Origin of the sequence: Bradyrhizobium sp. B039, assembly GCF_038965675.1 — a bacterium.
Classification (GTDB): Bacteria; Pseudomonadota; Alphaproteobacteria; order Rhizobiales; family Xanthobacteraceae; genus Bradyrhizobium; species Bradyrhizobium diazoefficiens.
This window is the reverse complement of sequence record NZ_CP152416.1, coordinates 5,430,173-5,445,281: the sequence shown is the minus strand read 5'-3', so window position 1 is coordinate 5,445,281 and position 15,109 is coordinate 5,430,173. Positions and strand designations below refer to the sequence as shown.

Below are 15,109 nucleotides of genomic sequence, written 5' to 3'. Positions count from 1 at the left end.
ACACCGTCAGCAGGAGACGCCCATGATCGCCGTGATCTTCGAGGTCTGGCCCAAGCCCGAGCATCGCCAGACCTATTTCGACCTTGCAGCCGATCTGAAGCCGATCCTGCAAACTATCGACGGCTTCATCTCGGTCGAGCGTTTCGAGAGCCTGACCGAGAAAGGCAAGATCCTGTCGGTGTCGTTCTGGCGGGATGAGGCAGCCGTGCAGGCCTGGCGCAACACGATGGAGCACCGGCGCACCCAGGCCAAGGGCAGGGCACAGATCTTTGCCGACTATCATCTGCGCATCGCCAGCGTCATCAGGGACTACGGCATGAACGATCGCGACGAGGCGCCGAAGGACAGTCGCGCCGTGCACGATGCGCACTAGCGCTGCCCTGAATGCGTGCCTATGTCTGCGCGGCCAACAAGGGAGAGAAACATGCACGTGACGACCGCGGACAAGCGCGCGACCTTCAGGAAGATGCACGAGAGCGGCTGCTTCATTCTGCCCAATCCGGTCGATGTCGGCAGCGCCAAGGCGTTGCAGCATCTCGGTTTCAAGGCGATTGCGTCATCGAGCGCGGGCTTTGCGTGGACCATCGGCAAGGCCGACAACCACGTCACTGTCGAGGACGTCTGTCAGCATCTGGCAGCATTGAGCTCGGCGGTCGACATTCCCGTGAATGCGGATTTCGAAGGCGGCTTTGCGGTCGAGCCGGACAAGGTCGCTGACAATGTCGAGCGCTGTGTGCGTACCGGCGTCGCCGGCCTGTCGATCGAGGATTCCACCGGCGACAAGGACAGGCCGCTCTACGATCGCGCGCTCGCGGTCGAGCGCATCATGGCCTCGCGCAAGGCGATCGGCGACAGCGGCACGCTGCTGGTCGGCCGCTGCGAGGCCTATCTGTGGGGCGTGACCGATCTCAAGCTCGTCATCGACCGGCTCACCGCGTACGCCGACGCCGGCGCCGATTGCCTCTACGCGCCGGGCCTGAAGAGCCGCGAGGACATTGCCGCGGTGGTCAAGGCTGTCGCACCGAAGCCGTTCAACCTCTTGATCGGCGGTTCCGGCTTGTCCTTGCAGGAGGCCGAAGATCTCGGCGTGCGCCGGATCAGCGTCGGTGGCTCGCTCGCCCGCGCCGCGTGGGGCGGCTTCATGCGCGCGGCAAAGGAGATGGCCGAGAAGGGGACCTTCACCGAGCTCGGCAGCGGCTATCCCGGCGGCGAGCTCAACAAGATGTTCAGCTAGAGCCAAACGAAAAGCGGCGGGATGTTGTGTCCCGCCGCTTTCATGCGTCACTGCGAAGTCTTACTTCGCGCCGTTAGACGGTGCGGCCGGATCCGGCGCGGCCGGCTTGCTCGGCGCAGCACCCGTGGTCACGCCCGGCGCGGTGTTGTTGCGCGGCGTCACGTCGCGCATGCCGGGAGGCGCCGCTGGATTGGCCGGCGGAGCCTGCTGGGCCGTCTGCTTCGCCGGCTCGTTGCTCGCCTGGTTGCCGGTGGTCGTGTTGTTCAAGCCGTAGAACACGGCACCCAGCACCAGGGCGACAGCCACGGCAAACAGTGCGACCTTGCCGCTGGAGGCGGGGCCTTCGCCCAGCTCGGGGTCGACCTGAAGGTCGGCATCCCGTCGCGCCGCACGGAGATACTCATCATCGGCGAGATTCGGGCGATACGGATCGTTGGGGAAACGGTCGTCAGCCATCGATTGGGTCTCCTCGATTATGGCGGCTGGACAACCCATAGATGCGAGATTCTGTTCCGCCCCCTCTGATGCTTTCGTCGCATGTTGCCCCCGCGTCGGGAATCGGGAACCTGCTCATCCCGGATGGACCCCTTGTTCATCCTGGAACCGCGGACGTAAGTTCCACGGGCGGAATAAGGGAACAAAGCGATGTGGAGCCTGCCGCCGAGCGATAGCGTGCTGCACCTTCTGGCGTTTGTTGCCTTGACGGCGCAGGGCATGACCGCGGCGCTTGCTGCGGGGCGGCGCAGCATGGACTATGTCGGCGTCTGCATGCTCGGCAGCATTACCGCGCTCGGCGGCGGCACGCTGCGCGACCTGTTTCTCGGCCACTATCCGCTCGCCTGGGTCGCGAACCCGATCTATCTCGTGCTCCCTGGCGCTGCAGCGCTGCTGACCATCCTGTTCGCGCGCCTCGTGCACCGGCTTCAGCTCGCCTTCATCGTGCTCGATGCCATCGGCCTCGTCGTCTTCACCATGACCGGCTGCGACATCGCCTGGCAGATGGATGTCTCGCTGCCGATCGTCATCGTCTCGGGCATGGTGACGGGCTGCGCCGGCGGCGTGTTGCGCGACGTGCTCTGCAACGACGTGCCGCTCTTGTTTCGCTCCGAGCTCTACGCCAGCGTCTCCGTGGTGACGGGGCTGTTCTACGCGACGGCCTTCGGCCTCAATCTCAACGCCGAGCTCTGGACGATCCTGACCTTCATCCTCGGCATCAGCTTCCGCCTGCTCGCGGTGCGCTACAAATGGGAGATGCCGAAATTCGTGTTCAAGGAGGATGAGCGGTAGCTCCATCCACCTCGCGAAGCAATCCAGGATCTTTCCGCGTGGGGACTCTGGATTGCTTCGCTGCGCTCGCAATGACGGGAGAGAGAGCTGGCTACGGTTGCTTCCGCGCCTTCGCCACCTGCGCCGGCGTCACCAGCGGGCCCGAATTGCCCCAGGAATTGCGGATGTAGTTCGTCACCGCCGCGATCTCCCCGTCGGACAATTGCTTGGCATAGGCCGGCATCTCGCCGGTGTTGGGCGCGCGCGGCGTGGTCACGGTGTGGGCGCCGTCGAGGATGATGCGCAACGTCGAGGACGGATTGACCGATTGCAGCAGCGCGTTGGCGGGCAGCGGCGGATAGATGCGCGGCGCGCCTGTGCCGTCGGCTTCGTGGCAGGCGATGCAGAGCTTTGCATAGACCGCCTGGCCGGCCTTCATCTCGGCCTCGTCGGGCGGCGTCACGATCGTCTCGCGCCGCGCCGGCGGCAGGCCCTTCAGATAGACCGCGATCGCGCGCGCATCGGCGTCGCTCATCTTCGAGGTCGAGTTGACCACCACCTCCGCCATCAGCCCGTCGGCATGGCTCTTGGCATTGCGGCCGCTCTGCAGATATTCGGCGATGTCCTCCACGCTCCACGACTTCAGCCCGGTGCGCGGCGCGCCATCGAGCCTTGGGGCGTACCAGCCGCCGATCTCGTTGCCGGCGAATGCCTGCGCCTGCTTGTCCGCGCTAAAATAGTTCTTCGGCGTATGGCAGGCGCCGCAATGGCCGAGCCCGGTGACGAGATAGCCGCCGCGATTCCACGCCGCGCTCTGGCTCTGGTCCGGCTCGAACAGGCCGGGCTTGAAATACATGGCATTCCAGATCCGCATCAGGCCGCGGTAACCGAACGGCCAGCGCAACTCCGGCGGCTTGTTGCGGCTCACGACGGGCGCGAGCGTGCCGAGATAGGCCCGGATCGCCAGCGTGTCGTCCTTCGTCATCTTCGTGAAGTAGGGATAGGGGAAGGCCGGATAGTAGTTCGAGCCGTCGGGCGCGACGCCATAGCGGAGGGCGCGGGTGAAATCGGCATCCGCCCAGGCGCCGATGCCGGTGTCTCGGTCGGGCGTCAGGTTCGGCGCATAGATCGCGCCGAAGGGCGTGTCGATGCGCTTTCCGCCCGCGAACGGCTTGGCCGGATCGGCGGTGTGGCAGCCCGCGCAGTCGCCGGCCTCGACCAGCGTCTTGCCATAGGCGATCAGCTCCGGCGACGGTTCGGCGGCGAGGGCCGCGCCTGCAACCGCACTGCACAACGCCAAACCCACAGCCAGGCCAGCCAGAATCGTCCGCATCGAGAGCCTTTCCTGCGACCAATCGACGTCGCCTGCGTGACGGGGGCATCAATTCATTTCGCGACGGCGGGGGTATGGTGACACAAATTGAAAATGCCTGATGCCTTTGCAGCCACGAAATTGCGATTTTTACCTGGCGCTCGCTTTGGTCCAGATTTGTGGTGCGGAGCGTTAAATATCCGACATAGAGTGGCGGAGATGGTCGGCGCGCCCTAGCTAAAAACAACGGGCAGGCAACGGCTTAAGCGACGTTAAGTGACAAAGACCTGAACAGGGCGTGGAAAGAGGACAGCATGGGAATCAACCAGGGTCCGATCAGTCTCGATCAAAAATACACCCAGGACACCGGACACGTCTTCACCACGGGCATCCAGGCCCTGGTTCGCCTGCCCATGGCCCAGATCCGGCGCGACCGCGCCAATGGCCTCAACACCGCGGGCTTCATCTCCGGCTATCGCGGCTCGCCGCTCGGCGGCTATGACCAGCAGCTCTTTGCGGCGCGAAAGCATCTCGAGCAGTACAACATCAAGTTCCAGCCCGGCGTGAACGAGGACCTGGCCGCGACCGCCGTCTGGGGCTCGCAGCAGCTCAATCTCTCGCCCGGCGCCAAGTATGACGGTGTGGTCGGCATCTGGTACGGCAAGGGCCCCGGCGTCGATCGCTGCGGCGACGTGTTCCGCCACGGCAATGCCGCGGGCTCGGCCAAGAACGGCGGTGTGCTGTGTCTGGCCGGCGACGACCACGGCGCAAAATCCTCGACCGTCCCGCATCAGTCCGACCACGCCTTCATGTCCGCGCTGATGCCGTATCTCTACCCGTCCAGCATCCACGAGATGATCGAGATGGGCCTGCTCGGGATCGCGATGTCGCGCTACTCGGGCTGCTGGGTCGGCATGAAGGTGATCACGGAGACGGTGGAGACCACCGCCGAGATCGACCTCACCGACGAGATGAAGCCCTTCATCATCCCGCCCGATTTCGAGCTGCCGCCCGGCGGCCTCAATCTGCGCTGGCCCGACGACCGCTTCGAGCAGGACCGCCGCCTCCAGGACTACAAGGGCTTTGCCGCGATCGCCTTCGCGCGCGCCAACAGGGTCAACCGCGTCACCATGGATTCGCCGAACGCGCGCTTCGGCATCATGGCCTCAGGCAAGAGCTATGAGGACGTGCGGCAGGCGCTGCGCGAGCTCGGGGTCACCGAGGAGGTTGCCGCCAAGATCGGTCTCCGTCTCTACAAGATCGGCATGCCCTGGCCGCTGGAGCCGGAAGGCGTGCGCCAGTTCGCGGTCGGGCTCGAAGAGATTTTCATCATCGAAGAGCGGCGCGAGATCGTCGAGAACCAGGTCAAGCAGGAGCTGTTCAACTGGCGCGACGACGTCCGCCCGCGCATCGTCGGCAAGATGGACGAGCACGACAAGCGCTTCCTGACCTTCGCCGCCGAGCTCAGCGTCGCTTCGCTTGCGACCTCGATCACCGAGCGACTTCTAAGGCTTAATCTCAACCCTGAAATCGCGGAGATGCTCCGCGTCAAGGCCGACTGGTTCAACGGCCGCCAGGCCACACAGATGCAGGCCACCGCGCCTGTCTCCCGCACCCCGTATTTCTGCTCCGGCTGTCCCCACAACACCTCGACCAAGGTCCCCGAAGGCAGCCGCGCGCTGGCCGGCATCGGCTGTCACTTCATGGCGCTGTGGATGGACCGCTCGACCGAGACGTTCACGCATATGGGCGGCGAGGGCGTGCCGTGGGTCGGCATCGCGCCCTTCACCAACGAGAACCACATCTTCGCCAACCTCGGCGACGGCACCTATTTCCACTCTGGCCTGCTCGCCATCCGTCAGGCGGTCGCCTCCAAGACCAACATCACCTACAAGATCCTCTACAACGACGCGGTGGCCATGACCGGCGGCCAGCGCCATGACGGCGATCTCTCGCCGCAGCAGATCACCTTCCAGCTCCACGCCGAGGGCATCCGCGAGATCTATCTGGTCTCGGAGGCGCCCGACACCTATCCCGCCGACACCATCGCGCCCGGCGTGAAGAAGTATCACCGCGACGAACTCGACAACGTCATGAAGATGTGCCGCGAGTACAAGGGCACCTCGGCGATCGTGTTCGTGCAGACCTGCGCCGCCGAAAAGCGCCGCCGCCGCAAGCGCGGCCTGATGGAGGATCCGGCGCGTCGCGTCATGATCAACCCGGCCGTCTGCGAAGGCTGCGGCGACTGCTCGGTGCAGTCGAACTGCATCTCGGTCGAGCCGCTGGAGACCGAGTTCGGCCGCAAGCGCGCCATCAACCAGTCGTCCTGCAACAAGGACTATTCCTGCGTGAAGGGCTTCTGCCCGTCCTTCGTCACCGTCGACGGCGGCGCGCCGCGCCACCGTGCGCCGGCCGAGCTTGAAGAGATCGGCGCGCTGCCCGAGCCGGCCTCGCGCCCGACGCTCGACAAGCCCTACAACATCGCCGTCGGCGGTGTCGGCGGCACCGGCGTGCTCACCATCGGCGCGCTGCTCGGCATGGCCGCCCACATCGAGGGCAAGGCCTCGATGATCCTCGACATGTCGGGCCTCGCGCAGAAGGGCGGGGCGGTGCTGAGCCATGTCCGCCTGTCCGACCATCCGGCCGAGGTCACGTGCTCGCGCATCGTCACCGGCACGGCCGATCTCGTCCTCGCCGCCGACGAGGTGGTCGCGGTCGCCAAGGACACGATCTCGCTCTGCGACACCAGCCGCACCCGCGGCATCATCAACAGCCACGTCATTCCCACCGCCGACTTCGTCCTCAACCGCGACTTCAACTTCCAGACCCGCAAGCTGAACGGATTGCTGGAGACGGCGCTGCACAAGGACTCCGTCTTCTTCGACTTCACCAAGCCCGCCGAGCAGTTGCTCGGCGACAGCATCGCCACCAACATGATGATGATGGGCTATGCCTATCAGAAGGGGCTGTTCCCGCTAGCGGCCGAGTCGATCGAGCAGGCGATCGAGGTCAACGGCGTCGCGATCAAGATGAACAAGGAAGCCTTCCGCCTCGGTCGCCTCGCGGTCGCCGATCCCCAGCGTCTTGCGGGCATGCTGAAGGGAACGGGCGAGGTTGTCGCGCCCAAGACCTTGGACGCAATGACGCTCGACGAAGTCATCGAGCATCGCGCCAAGCACCTGACCGCCTATCAGAACGGCCGCCTGGCAAAACGCTATCGCAAGCTGGTCGACCAGGTTCGCGATGCCGCGAGGCAAGGCGGCTATGACGACGCGCTGCCGCGCGCGGTCGCGGTGAACTACGCCAAGCTGCTGGCCTACAAGGACGAATACGAAGTCGCGCGCCTCTTCACCGACGGCGCCTTCGAGCAGCAGCTCCGCGACCAGTTCGAGGGCGATTTCAAGTTCAGCTTCAATCTCGCGCCGCCGATCCTTAGCCGCAGCGTCGATGCCCTGGGCCGTCCGAAGAAGCGCGCCTTCGGCCCGTGGATGCTGAAGGTCTTCCGCGTGCTGGCGAAGTTCAAGTTCCTGCGCGGCACCCCGCTCGACATCTTCGGCCGCAGCGCCGACCGCAAGCTCGAGCGCGATCTGATCGTGGGCTACGAAAAGGACGTCGCCACCGTGCTCGGCCTGTTGTCGCCGCTCACGATCGACACCGCGGTCGAGTTGCTCTCGCTGCCCGACCGCATCCGCGGCTACGGCCCGGTGAAGGAGAAGGCGGTCACTGAGGCCAAGGCCCGCTACGCCCAGCTCGCCGCCGACCTGGCGAGCCCGCCGCCCGCGCCGCGGCAGATCGCGGCGGAGTAGGGCAAGTCCCGTAGGGTGGGCAAGGGCGCGAAGCGCCGTGCCCACCACCTCACGAGGATTGAGTCAGAAGAGGTGGGCACACTTCGCTTTGCCGACCCTACAAGACCTACGTTTGACAAGGGTTGTGACCGCGCGATATCAGCAACTTGCGATAGTGGCGCGCGGCGGGTGATGCGGTCGTGCGCTATGCGGAGCGACGATCGATGTCATTGCGCGGTGTCTTGATTGTATTGGTCGCCGTTGGCGTATTGGCGGCCTTGGGGATGTACTGGAATCAGCATGATATCGAACGTGTCATGCGTGATGGCTACGGCACCACGGGCAAGATCACGTCCGCTGAAGTCGTCTCGACGCGATTTCCGTTCGTGTTCGACGGGTTCTGGCCCCGCTATGTCGACGAAAATCTGTCGATCGGATTGCAATGGATCGGAAAGGACGGCGTTCGGCGCGAGCGCAAGGGCATCGCGGTCAGCGCCGCCTATGCGGCGCGCATCACGGTTGGCAATCAGCTCAAGCTCCTGACGGTCCCCATTCAGGCCGTTGACGATGATTCATCGCTTCCTGTGATCGTCGAGGATATCGACGATCATCTGAGCCATATCCGGTCCACGTCCAGATTTATGGCGGCGGGAGCAGGTATCTGCGCCGTGATGCTGGTGCTCGTGATCGGATGGCAGGCATGGTCGGCGCGTCGAAGCGGGGCGGGGAGTACCGCAATCGCCGCCGGATCGCGGCGGCCCTTTCCTTTCATCCTCGGGATCTTGGCCGCTGTGATGCTTCCATTCGGCGGCTACATGCTGGTGACCTCCTATTTCGAGCAAAGCACGTTGAAGGAGATCCTCGACCACGGCGATGAAGCCACCGCCGATATTACGCGTGCCTACGGTGAAGTGAACAAAGCCGGCGACGCGCCGAGCTATCTCGTTACGCTGGCGTGGACCGACAAGTCCGGGCAGCGGCAAAGCTACGGGCCGACCCATATCAGCCCGAGCTTCTGGCAGAAGATCACGCGCAACGGCGTCCAGACGGTCAGGCAGACCAGGATCCGCTATCTCTCAGGCAGGCCGGATGCGCGGCCTCTGATCGTCGACGACGCGGCCGAAGCCCAATACCAGAACAGTTTTGGCGTGAAGGGCGGCGCGGTCTTTCTCGTCTTCGGCCTGATCCTGGCCGCGGTGACCGCGTTCCGCTATCGCGCGCGTCCGAGCGCGGCTTGATCGCAGGAGAGGGACGTCGGTTGGGTTAGGCAGATCCCCCTCGCGATTTCCTGTTTGATATCAATCGCCGTTCTACTGTGCATGGGGTTGTTTTCGTACAACGGGTTCTTTCGATAAAACGAAAATCGCTTGTGCCGTCGGGCAAAACACCTTTAGGATTCTGCCTGGCTGGAGCGGCGACGTGAGGCTGTCCGCGCTGAAATGGACCTGTGGTCGAATATGGATTTTGCTTGGCGCATCGTGACGTGCCTGCCGCTTACCGAGCTTTGGAACAGCGAAGGTCTGTTGGATGTCCGGCCTGACCAAAGAGTCGGCGCGGCTGAGATCGAGCTGCTTCTGCGGGACGGTGCGAGTTTCGTGGTCGCGGACGTTGGAAAGCCGTTGCGATGGATATCGGCCGCCGACCGCTTTTCGTTCTGGAAGACCGAGGTGAAGGGGCGGCTGATAGCCCGGGACGCTGATTGCTTCAGTCTCGGCGACTATCCTGACAGTTACTGCTACGTCGCGACCGCTTGGAGCGGCACGGCGCCGATGCCGATCATTGTTCTAGAGATCCACCATTGACGGGGCTGTGATCGACGGCGGGGCAATATCGCCCACTTGCGCCCACCTGCTGCCCTCTCGCCCGACGGAATATTTCCGCGCTTGCCAACAGGGCCAGTGCGGTTCAGAAAAACGGGGCAATAAGAAACGCGAGCGGAGACCTCTGTTTTGACCATCAAGGGCAAGGCCTACATTGCCGGGATCTACGAACACCCGACCCGGCATGCGCCGGACAAATCCACCGCCCAGCTCCACGCCGAGGTCGCCAAGGGCGCGATCGAGGATGCCGGGCTCAGCAAGGACGATGTCGACGGCTATTTCTGCGCGGGCGACGCGCCCGGCGGCGCCTGGCCGATGGTCGACTATCTCGGCCTCAACACCAAAAAGCTCCGCCACGTCGATTCCACCGAGACCGGCGGCTGTTCCTACATCATCCATCTCGGTCATGCCGCGGAAGCGATCGCGGCGGGCAAGTGCTCGATCGCGCTGATCACGCTCGCCGGGAAACCGCGCACCGGCGTGATGCCGCCGCGCGCGGCCGGCGCGGAAGCCGATTTCGAGTCCGCTTACGGCGCGACCACGCATAATGCCTATGGCATGTGTGCCATGCGCCACATGCACGACTATGGCACCACCAGCGAGCAGCTCGCCTGGATCAAGGTCGCGGCCTCGCACCACGCGCAATACAATCCGCATGCAATGCTCAAGGACGTCGTCACGGTCGAGGACGTCTTGAACTCGCCGATGATCTCCGATCCCTTGCATCGCATGGATTGCTGCGTCGTCTCCGACGGCGGCGGCGCGCTGATCGTGACCACGCCCGAGATCGCCAGGAGCCTGAAGAAGCCGCTGGTCAAGCTGATCGGCCATGGCGAGGCGATGAAGGGACCGCGCGGCGGCAAGGATCTCGATCTCACATACTCCGCGGGCATCTGGTCCGGCCCGCGTGCGTTCGACGAAGCCGGCATCACGCCGAAGGACATCAAATACGCCTCGATCTACGACAGCTTCACCATCACCGTCTTGATGCAGCTCGAGGACCTCGGCTTCTGCAAGAAGGGCGAGGGCGGCAAGTTTGTCGCCGACGGCAATCTGATCTCGGGCGTCGGCAAGCTGCCGTTCAACACCGACGGCGGCGGCCTCTGCAGCAACCATCCCGTCAACCGCGGCGGCATGACCAAGATCATCGAGGCCGTCAGGCAGTTGCGCGGCGAGGCGCATCCGAAGGTGCAGGTCAAGAATTGCGATCTCGCCATCGCCCACGGCACCGGCGGGCTTTTGGGTGTTCGCCACGCCGCCTCGACGGCCATTCTGGAGCGCGTGTAATGAGTGAAGCGAAAAAGTATCCGGCCCCGGTGACGAACCCCGAGACCGCCGCGTTCTGGGACGCAGCCAAGCAGGGCAAGTTCATGATCAAGCGCTGCACCGCGTGCGGCGAAGCGCACTACTTCCCGCGCTCGATCTGCCCGTTCTGTTACTCCGACAAGACGGTGTGGGAGGAAGCTTCGGGCGAGGGCACGATCTACACCTGGAGCCTGATGCGGAAGTCGCCGACCGGCCCTTACGCCATCGGCTACGTCACGCTGAAGGAAGGCCCCTCGGTGCAGACCAATTTCGTCGATTGCGATCTCGAGAAGCTGAAGATCGGCCAGAAGGTGAAGGTGGTGTTCAAGCCGACCGACGGCGCGCCGCTGCCGTTCTTCACGCCGGCCTGATGCGCTCTACCCATCCTACGAATTCTTCCTTCCCCTCTTGTGGGGGAAGGTGGCGCGAAGCGCCGGATGAGGGGTATCGTTCCGCGGAAAGACTTTCGATGCGGAGCTAACCCCTCACCCAAACGAGTTTGCCGCACGGTTCTCGTGGCCCTCTCCCACAAGGGGAGAGGGCACATTAACGAGCGCCGCTGCTCGCTAAGAATGCCGGGAGGAAACCAAAAAATGTCCGCCAGATATAAAGAACTCAAAGGCCTGAAAAACATCGGCCAGAAATACGCCTACACCGACCGCGAGGTGATGCTCTACGCCTACGGCATCGGGCTCGGTGCCGATCCGATGGACGAGAACGAACTCGCCTTCGTCAACGAGGGCACGTTCACGCCGCGGCCGCTGAAGGTGGTGCCGACCTTTGCTTCCGTCGCGGCGTGGGGCTCGGGGCCGGGCGAGATGAACCTCAACCGCGTGATGGTGGTCGATGGCGAGCGCGACATCACCTTTCACCAGCCGCTGCCGGTGGCCGCGCACATCACCGCCGACTCCTCCGTGCTCGAGGTCTACGACAAGGGCAAGGACAAGGGCGTCGTCATCAGCCACCAGACGGTGCTGAAGAACGAGAAGGGCGAGAAGCTGGCGACGCTGGTCGCTTCGCGCTTCGCCCGCGGCGACGGCGGCTTTGGCGGGCCGAACCTGACCCAGCCCGATCCGCACAAGATCCCGGCGCGCGCGCCCGACAAGACGATCGACATCGTCACGCGTCCCGACCAGGCGCTGGTCTATCGGCTCTGCGGCGACCGCAACCCGCTGCACAGCGATCCCGAGTTTGCGAAGAAGGCCGGCTTCCCGCGCCCGATCCTGCACGGCATGTGCACCTACGGCATCACCTGCCGCGGCGTGCTCCAGACTTATGCCGATTACGACGCCTCCGCCTTCCGCCAGCACGTCGCGCGGTTCTCATCCCCGGTCTATCCCGGCGAGACCGTGACCATGGACCTCTGGAAGGACGGCAACACGATCTCGTTCGAAGCCAAGGTGAAGTCACGCGGCGTCACCGTGATCAAGAACGGCAAGACGGTGCTGGGTTAGCTGCCTCCGTCATTCCGGGGCGCGCGAAGCGCGAACCCGGAATCTCGAGCTACAACCTCCGGATTCCGGGTTTAGCGCTGCGCGCTGCCCCGGAATGACGATAATAAAACAGGGAGAAGCCACCATGGGACTACTCGACGGCAAGGTCGCGCTGATCACCGGTGCGGGCGGCGGGCTCGGTGAGGCCTACGCGAAACTGTTCGCGCGGGAAGGGGCATCCGTCGTCGTCAACGACCTCGGCGGCCCCCGCGACGGCTCCGGCGCCGACAAGTCGATGGCACAGCTCGTGGTGGACGCGATCAAGGCGGAAGGCGGCAAGGCGGTCGCCAACGGCGCCGACATCTCCACCATGGAGGGCGGCCAGTCGGTGTTCGACGACGCCATCAAGCACTTCGGCCGCGCCGACATCCTCGTCAACAATGCCGGCATCTTGCGCGACCAGACCTTTGCCAAGGCCTCCGAATCCGACTGGGACAAGGTCATCAAGGTGCACCTGAAGGGTACCTTTTGTTGCACCATGCCGGTGTTTCGCTGGATGCGGGAAAACGGTGGCGGCGTCATCGTCAACACCTCCTCGACATCAGGGCTGATCGGCAATTTCGGGCAGACCAATTACGGCGCGGCCAAGGGCGGCATCTGGGGCCTGTCCAACGTGCTGGCGATCGAGGGCCGCAAGTACAACATCCGGATCTGGACGCTGGCCCCGGGCGCCCTGACCCGCATGACCGCAGACCTGCCCCGCTATAAGGAGAACCCCTCGGCGGCGCTCGGGCCGGACGGCATCGCGCCGGCCGTGCTATACATGGTCAGCGACTTGTCGGGCGACCAGACCGGCAAGGTGTTGGGCGTGTCCGGGCCCCGCGGCGTGCGCGAAATGCGGATGATGGAAATGGAAGGCTGGAAACCGCCGCACTCGGGCTGGAATGCTCAGGACATCGTCGATCATGCCAAGGAGATCTTCTTCTCCGAGGAGCAGATCAAGATGGGGGCGCGGCGGTTTTAGCCGTTGTTGTCGTTCCGGGGCGGCTCGAAGAGCCGAACCCGGAACCTCGAGATTCCGGGTTCGCGCTGCGCGCGCCCCGGAATGACAGAGAAAGAGAGAGACTGATGAAACTGACCGCCGAGGCCAAGGGCACCTTCGCAATCGCGCCGACGCCGTTCCACGACGACGGCCGGATCGACGAGCGCTCGATCGACCGCCTGACGGATTTCTACGAGGAGGTCGGCTGCGATGGCGTCACGGTGCTGGGCATCCTCGGTGAGGCGCCGAAGCTCGATGCCGCCGAGGCCGAGCAGGTCGCGGTTCGCTTCGTCAAGCGCGCCAAGAAGATGCAGGTGATCGTCGGCGTCTCCGCGCCGGGCTTTGCCACCATGCGTTCGCTGGCGAAGGCCTCGATGGATGCAGGCGCGGCCGGCGTGATGATCGCGCCGCCGCCCTCGCTTCGCACCGACGACCAGATCGTCGGCTATTTCAAGCAGGCGGCGGAAGCCATCGGCCCCGACGTGCCGTGGGTGCTCCAGGACTATCCGCTGACCCTGCAGGTGGTGTTCACGCCGGCGGTGATCCGCAAGATCGTCATGGACAATCCGAACTGCGTGATGCTCAAGCACGAGGACTGGCCGGGCCTGGAGAAGATCACGACGCTGCGCAACTTCCAGAAAGACGGCTCGCTTCGCCCGCTCTCGATCCTCTGCGGCAATGGCGGCACGTTCCTGGATTTCGAGATGGAGCGCGGCGCCGACGGCGCCATGACCGGCTATGCCTTCCCCGAACTTCTGATCGACGTCGTGAACCTCTCCAAGGCCGGCAAGCGCGATGCGGCGCATGATCTGTTCGACGCGCATCTGCCGCTGATCCGTTACGAGCAGCAGCCGGGGGCCGGCCTTGCGGTGCGCAAATACGTGCTGCAGAAGCGCGGTATCATCGCCTCCAGCGCGCAGCGCAAGCCGGGCGCCACCATCACGGCGACGGCGAAGGCCGAGGTCGAGTATCTGCTGTCGCGCGTTGCCCGCGTCGACAAGCGCGCCAATCTTGGCCCGCAATCCAGCGCTGCAGGTTAGGTAAATGGCCGAGACATCAGCATCACGCCCGGCGTCGACGATCCTTCTGCTCCGTGATGGAACGGAGGAGGTGGAAGTCTTCATGATGGTCCGCCATCATCAGATCGAGTTCAACTCGGGCGCGCTGGTGTTTCCCGGCGGCAGTGTCGATGCCGGCGACAACGAGATCGTCGCCCGCGCCGACCTGTATTCGGGCGGCGAGGGCCTGAGTGAATCGGACCGCGGCTTTCGTATTGCCGCGATCCGCGAAACCTTTGAAGAGAGCGGCATCCTGCTGGCGCGGTCGAAGGACACGGGCACGCCGGTCGATGCCAGGCGTGCCGGCGAACTCGCCGACAAGCATCGCGTCGCGCTCAACGAGCACAAGATCTCGTTCCTCAGCATCCTCGCCGACAACGGCCTCCAGCTCGCGCTCGACACGCTGGTGCCCTACGCACACTGGATCACGCCCGAGGGCATGCCGAAGCGGTTCGACACCTGGTTCTTCCTGGCCGCGGCGCCCCCGGACCAGCTCGGCGCGCATGACGGCCGCGAGTCGACCGACTCGATCTGGGTGTCGCCGCGCGAGGCGGTGGAGGGCGGGGAGAGCGGCCGCTTCAAGCTGCCGTTCCCGACCACGCGCAATCTGATCCGGCTTGCCAAGCAGGGCAGCGTGGATGCCGCGCTGGAGCACGCCCGCGGCATGTCCATCGTCACGGTGATGCCAGTGATGACCAAGACCGAAACCGGCCGCCAGCTCCGCATCCCCCGCGAGGCCGGCTATGACGGCGAGGTGTTCGAGGTCGGCGCGGTCGGCTGATACACTTCGACACGCAGCGAAGTATTGACGCTTGCGGGCGCGCTAGGTTCCGTCCATCGCGGAATGGACGGAG

The 15,109-nt window shown here is 64.6% G+C and carries 14 protein-coding genes; 12 read left to right on the top strand and 2 right to left on the bottom strand.

Annotated features, from left to right (window positions below; all coding sequences use genetic code 11):
- Positions 1-22 precede the first annotated feature (22 nt).
- Together AAFG50_RS25705 and AAFG50_RS25700 are read left to right on the top strand one after the other, a co-directional pair.
- Complete coding sequence (locus AAFG50_RS25705) at positions 23-373, top strand: antibiotic biosynthesis monooxygenase (RefSeq protein ID WP_011088099.1); 351 nt, start codon at positions 23-25, stop codon at positions 371-373.
- Between the two features lie 51 nt (positions 374-424).
- Positions 425-1,234, top strand: a complete 810-nt coding sequence (locus AAFG50_RS25700) for an isocitrate lyase/phosphoenolpyruvate mutase family protein (RefSeq protein ID WP_011088098.1) — start codon at positions 425-427, stop codon at positions 1,232-1,234.
- 60 nt (positions 1,235-1,294) lie between these two features.
- On the opposite strand, the gene AAFG50_RS25695 is transcribed toward AAFG50_RS25700, so the two are convergent.
- Entirely contained in the window at positions 1,295-1,690 is a 396-nt protein-coding gene (locus AAFG50_RS25695; RefSeq protein WP_028171415.1) for a hypothetical protein, read from the bottom strand.
- 189 nt (positions 1,691-1,879) lie between these two features.
- Here AAFG50_RS25695 and AAFG50_RS25690 point away from each other — a divergent pair, with 189 nt between their 5' ends.
- On the top strand, positions 1,880-2,521 hold the full coding sequence (locus AAFG50_RS25690; protein ID WP_011088096.1) for a trimeric intracellular cation channel family protein: 642 nt from the start codon (positions 1,880-1,882) through the stop codon (positions 2,519-2,521).
- Between the two features lie 91 nt (positions 2,522-2,612).
- On the opposite strand, the gene AAFG50_RS25685 is transcribed toward AAFG50_RS25690, so the two are convergent.
- The gene (locus AAFG50_RS25685; RefSeq protein WP_011088095.1) at positions 2,613-3,833 is read right to left on the bottom strand and encodes a cytochrome c; all 1,221 of its coding nucleotides are present in this window, start codon (positions 3,831-3,833) and stop codon (positions 2,613-2,615) included.
- A gap of 293 nt (positions 3,834-4,126) precedes the next feature.
- Between AAFG50_RS25685 and AAFG50_RS25680 the strand changes: the two genes are divergently transcribed.
- The 9 genes from AAFG50_RS25680 (at position 4,127) to AAFG50_RS25640 (ending at position 15,036) form a co-directional block, all read left to right on the top strand.
- The gene (locus tag AAFG50_RS25680; RefSeq protein ID WP_028171416.1) at positions 4,127-7,618 is read left to right on the top strand and encodes an indolepyruvate ferredoxin oxidoreductase family protein; all 3,492 of its coding nucleotides are present in this window, start codon (positions 4,127-4,129) and stop codon (positions 7,616-7,618) included.
- Positions 7,619-7,821: 203 nt separating this feature from the next.
- Complete coding sequence (locus AAFG50_RS25675) at positions 7,822-8,835, top strand: hypothetical protein (RefSeq protein WP_231166507.1); 1,014 nt, start codon at positions 7,822-7,824, stop codon at positions 8,833-8,835.
- 201 nt (positions 8,836-9,036) lie between these two features.
- Positions 9,037-9,399 carry a hypothetical protein gene (locus AAFG50_RS25670; RefSeq protein WP_028171418.1) on the top strand — a complete coding sequence of 121 codons (363 nt, stop codon included), beginning with the start codon at positions 9,037-9,039 and terminating at the stop codon, positions 9,397-9,399.
- Positions 9,400-9,546: 147 nt separating this feature from the next.
- On the top strand, positions 9,547-10,704 hold the full coding sequence (locus tag AAFG50_RS25665; RefSeq protein ID WP_028171419.1) for a thiolase domain-containing protein: 1,158 nt from the start codon (positions 9,547-9,549) through the stop codon (positions 10,702-10,704).
- Entirely contained in the window at positions 10,704-11,093 is a 390-nt protein-coding gene (locus AAFG50_RS25660) for an OB-fold domain-containing protein (RefSeq protein WP_028154920.1), read from the top strand. Before AAFG50_RS25665 ends, AAFG50_RS25660 begins: the two co-directional genes overlap by 1 nt.
- Positions 11,094-11,315: 222 nt before the next feature.
- The gene (locus AAFG50_RS25655) at positions 11,316-12,176 is read left to right on the top strand and encodes a MaoC family dehydratase (RefSeq protein WP_028171420.1); all 861 of its coding nucleotides are present in this window, start codon (positions 11,316-11,318) and stop codon (positions 12,174-12,176) included.
- 124 nt (positions 12,177-12,300) lie between these two features.
- Positions 12,301-13,179, top strand: a complete 879-nt coding sequence (locus AAFG50_RS25650) for an SDR family oxidoreductase (RefSeq protein WP_028171421.1) — start codon at positions 12,301-12,303, stop codon at positions 13,177-13,179.
- A gap of 104 nt (positions 13,180-13,283) precedes the next feature.
- The gene (locus AAFG50_RS25645) at positions 13,284-14,237 is read left to right on the top strand and encodes a dihydrodipicolinate synthase family protein (protein WP_028171422.1); all 954 of its coding nucleotides are present in this window, start codon (positions 13,284-13,286) and stop codon (positions 14,235-14,237) included.
- Positions 14,238-14,241: 4 nt separating this feature from the next.
- Positions 14,242-15,036, top strand: coding sequence for an NUDIX domain-containing protein (locus AAFG50_RS25640; RefSeq protein ID WP_028171423.1), 795 nt, complete (start codon positions 14,242-14,244; stop codon positions 15,034-15,036).
- Positions 15,037-15,109: the final 73 nt, after the last annotated feature.

Excerpts from the sequence above, each read along its gene's own strand:
- AAFG50_RS25645 (WP_028171422.1), top strand. The coding sequence starts at position 13,284 with ATGAAACTGACCGCCGAGGCCAAGGGCACCTTCGCAATCGCGCCGACG.
- AAFG50_RS25705 (WP_011088099.1), top strand. The coding sequence starts at position 23 with ATGATCGCCGTGATCTTCGAGGTCTGGCCCAAGCCCGAGCATCGCCAG.
- AAFG50_RS25675 (WP_231166507.1), top strand. The coding sequence starts at position 7,822 with ATGTCATTGCGCGGTGTCTTGATTGTATTGGTCGCCGTTGGCGTATTG.
- AAFG50_RS25660 (WP_028154920.1), top strand. The coding sequence starts at position 10,704 with ATGAGTGAAGCGAAAAAGTATCCGGCCCCGGTGACGAACCCCGAGACC.
- AAFG50_RS25640 (WP_028171423.1), top strand. The coding sequence starts at position 14,242 with ATGGCCGAGACATCAGCATCACGCCCGGCGTCGACGATCCTTCTGCTC.
- AAFG50_RS25655 (WP_028171420.1), top strand. The coding sequence starts at position 11,316 with ATGTCCGCCAGATATAAAGAACTCAAAGGCCTGAAAAACATCGGCCAG.
- AAFG50_RS25650 (WP_028171421.1), top strand. The coding sequence starts at position 12,301 with ATGGGACTACTCGACGGCAAGGTCGCGCTGATCACCGGTGCGGGCGGC.
- AAFG50_RS25690 (WP_011088096.1), top strand. The coding sequence starts at position 1,880 with ATGTGGAGCCTGCCGCCGAGCGATAGCGTGCTGCACCTTCTGGCGTTT.
- AAFG50_RS25670 (WP_028171418.1), top strand. The coding sequence starts at position 9,037 with ATGGACCTGTGGTCGAATATGGATTTTGCTTGGCGCATCGTGACGTGC.
- AAFG50_RS25695 (WP_028171415.1), bottom strand. The coding sequence starts at position 1,690 with ATGGCTGACGACCGTTTCCCCAACGATCCGTATCGCCCGAATCTCGCC.
- AAFG50_RS25680 (WP_028171416.1), top strand. The coding sequence starts at position 4,127 with ATGGGAATCAACCAGGGTCCGATCAGTCTCGATCAAAAATACACCCAG.
- AAFG50_RS25685 (WP_011088095.1), bottom strand. The coding sequence starts at position 3,833 with ATGCGGACGATTCTGGCTGGCCTGGCTGTGGGTTTGGCGTTGTGCAGT.
- AAFG50_RS25700 (WP_011088098.1), top strand. The coding sequence starts at position 425 with ATGCACGTGACGACCGCGGACAAGCGCGCGACCTTCAGGAAGATGCAC.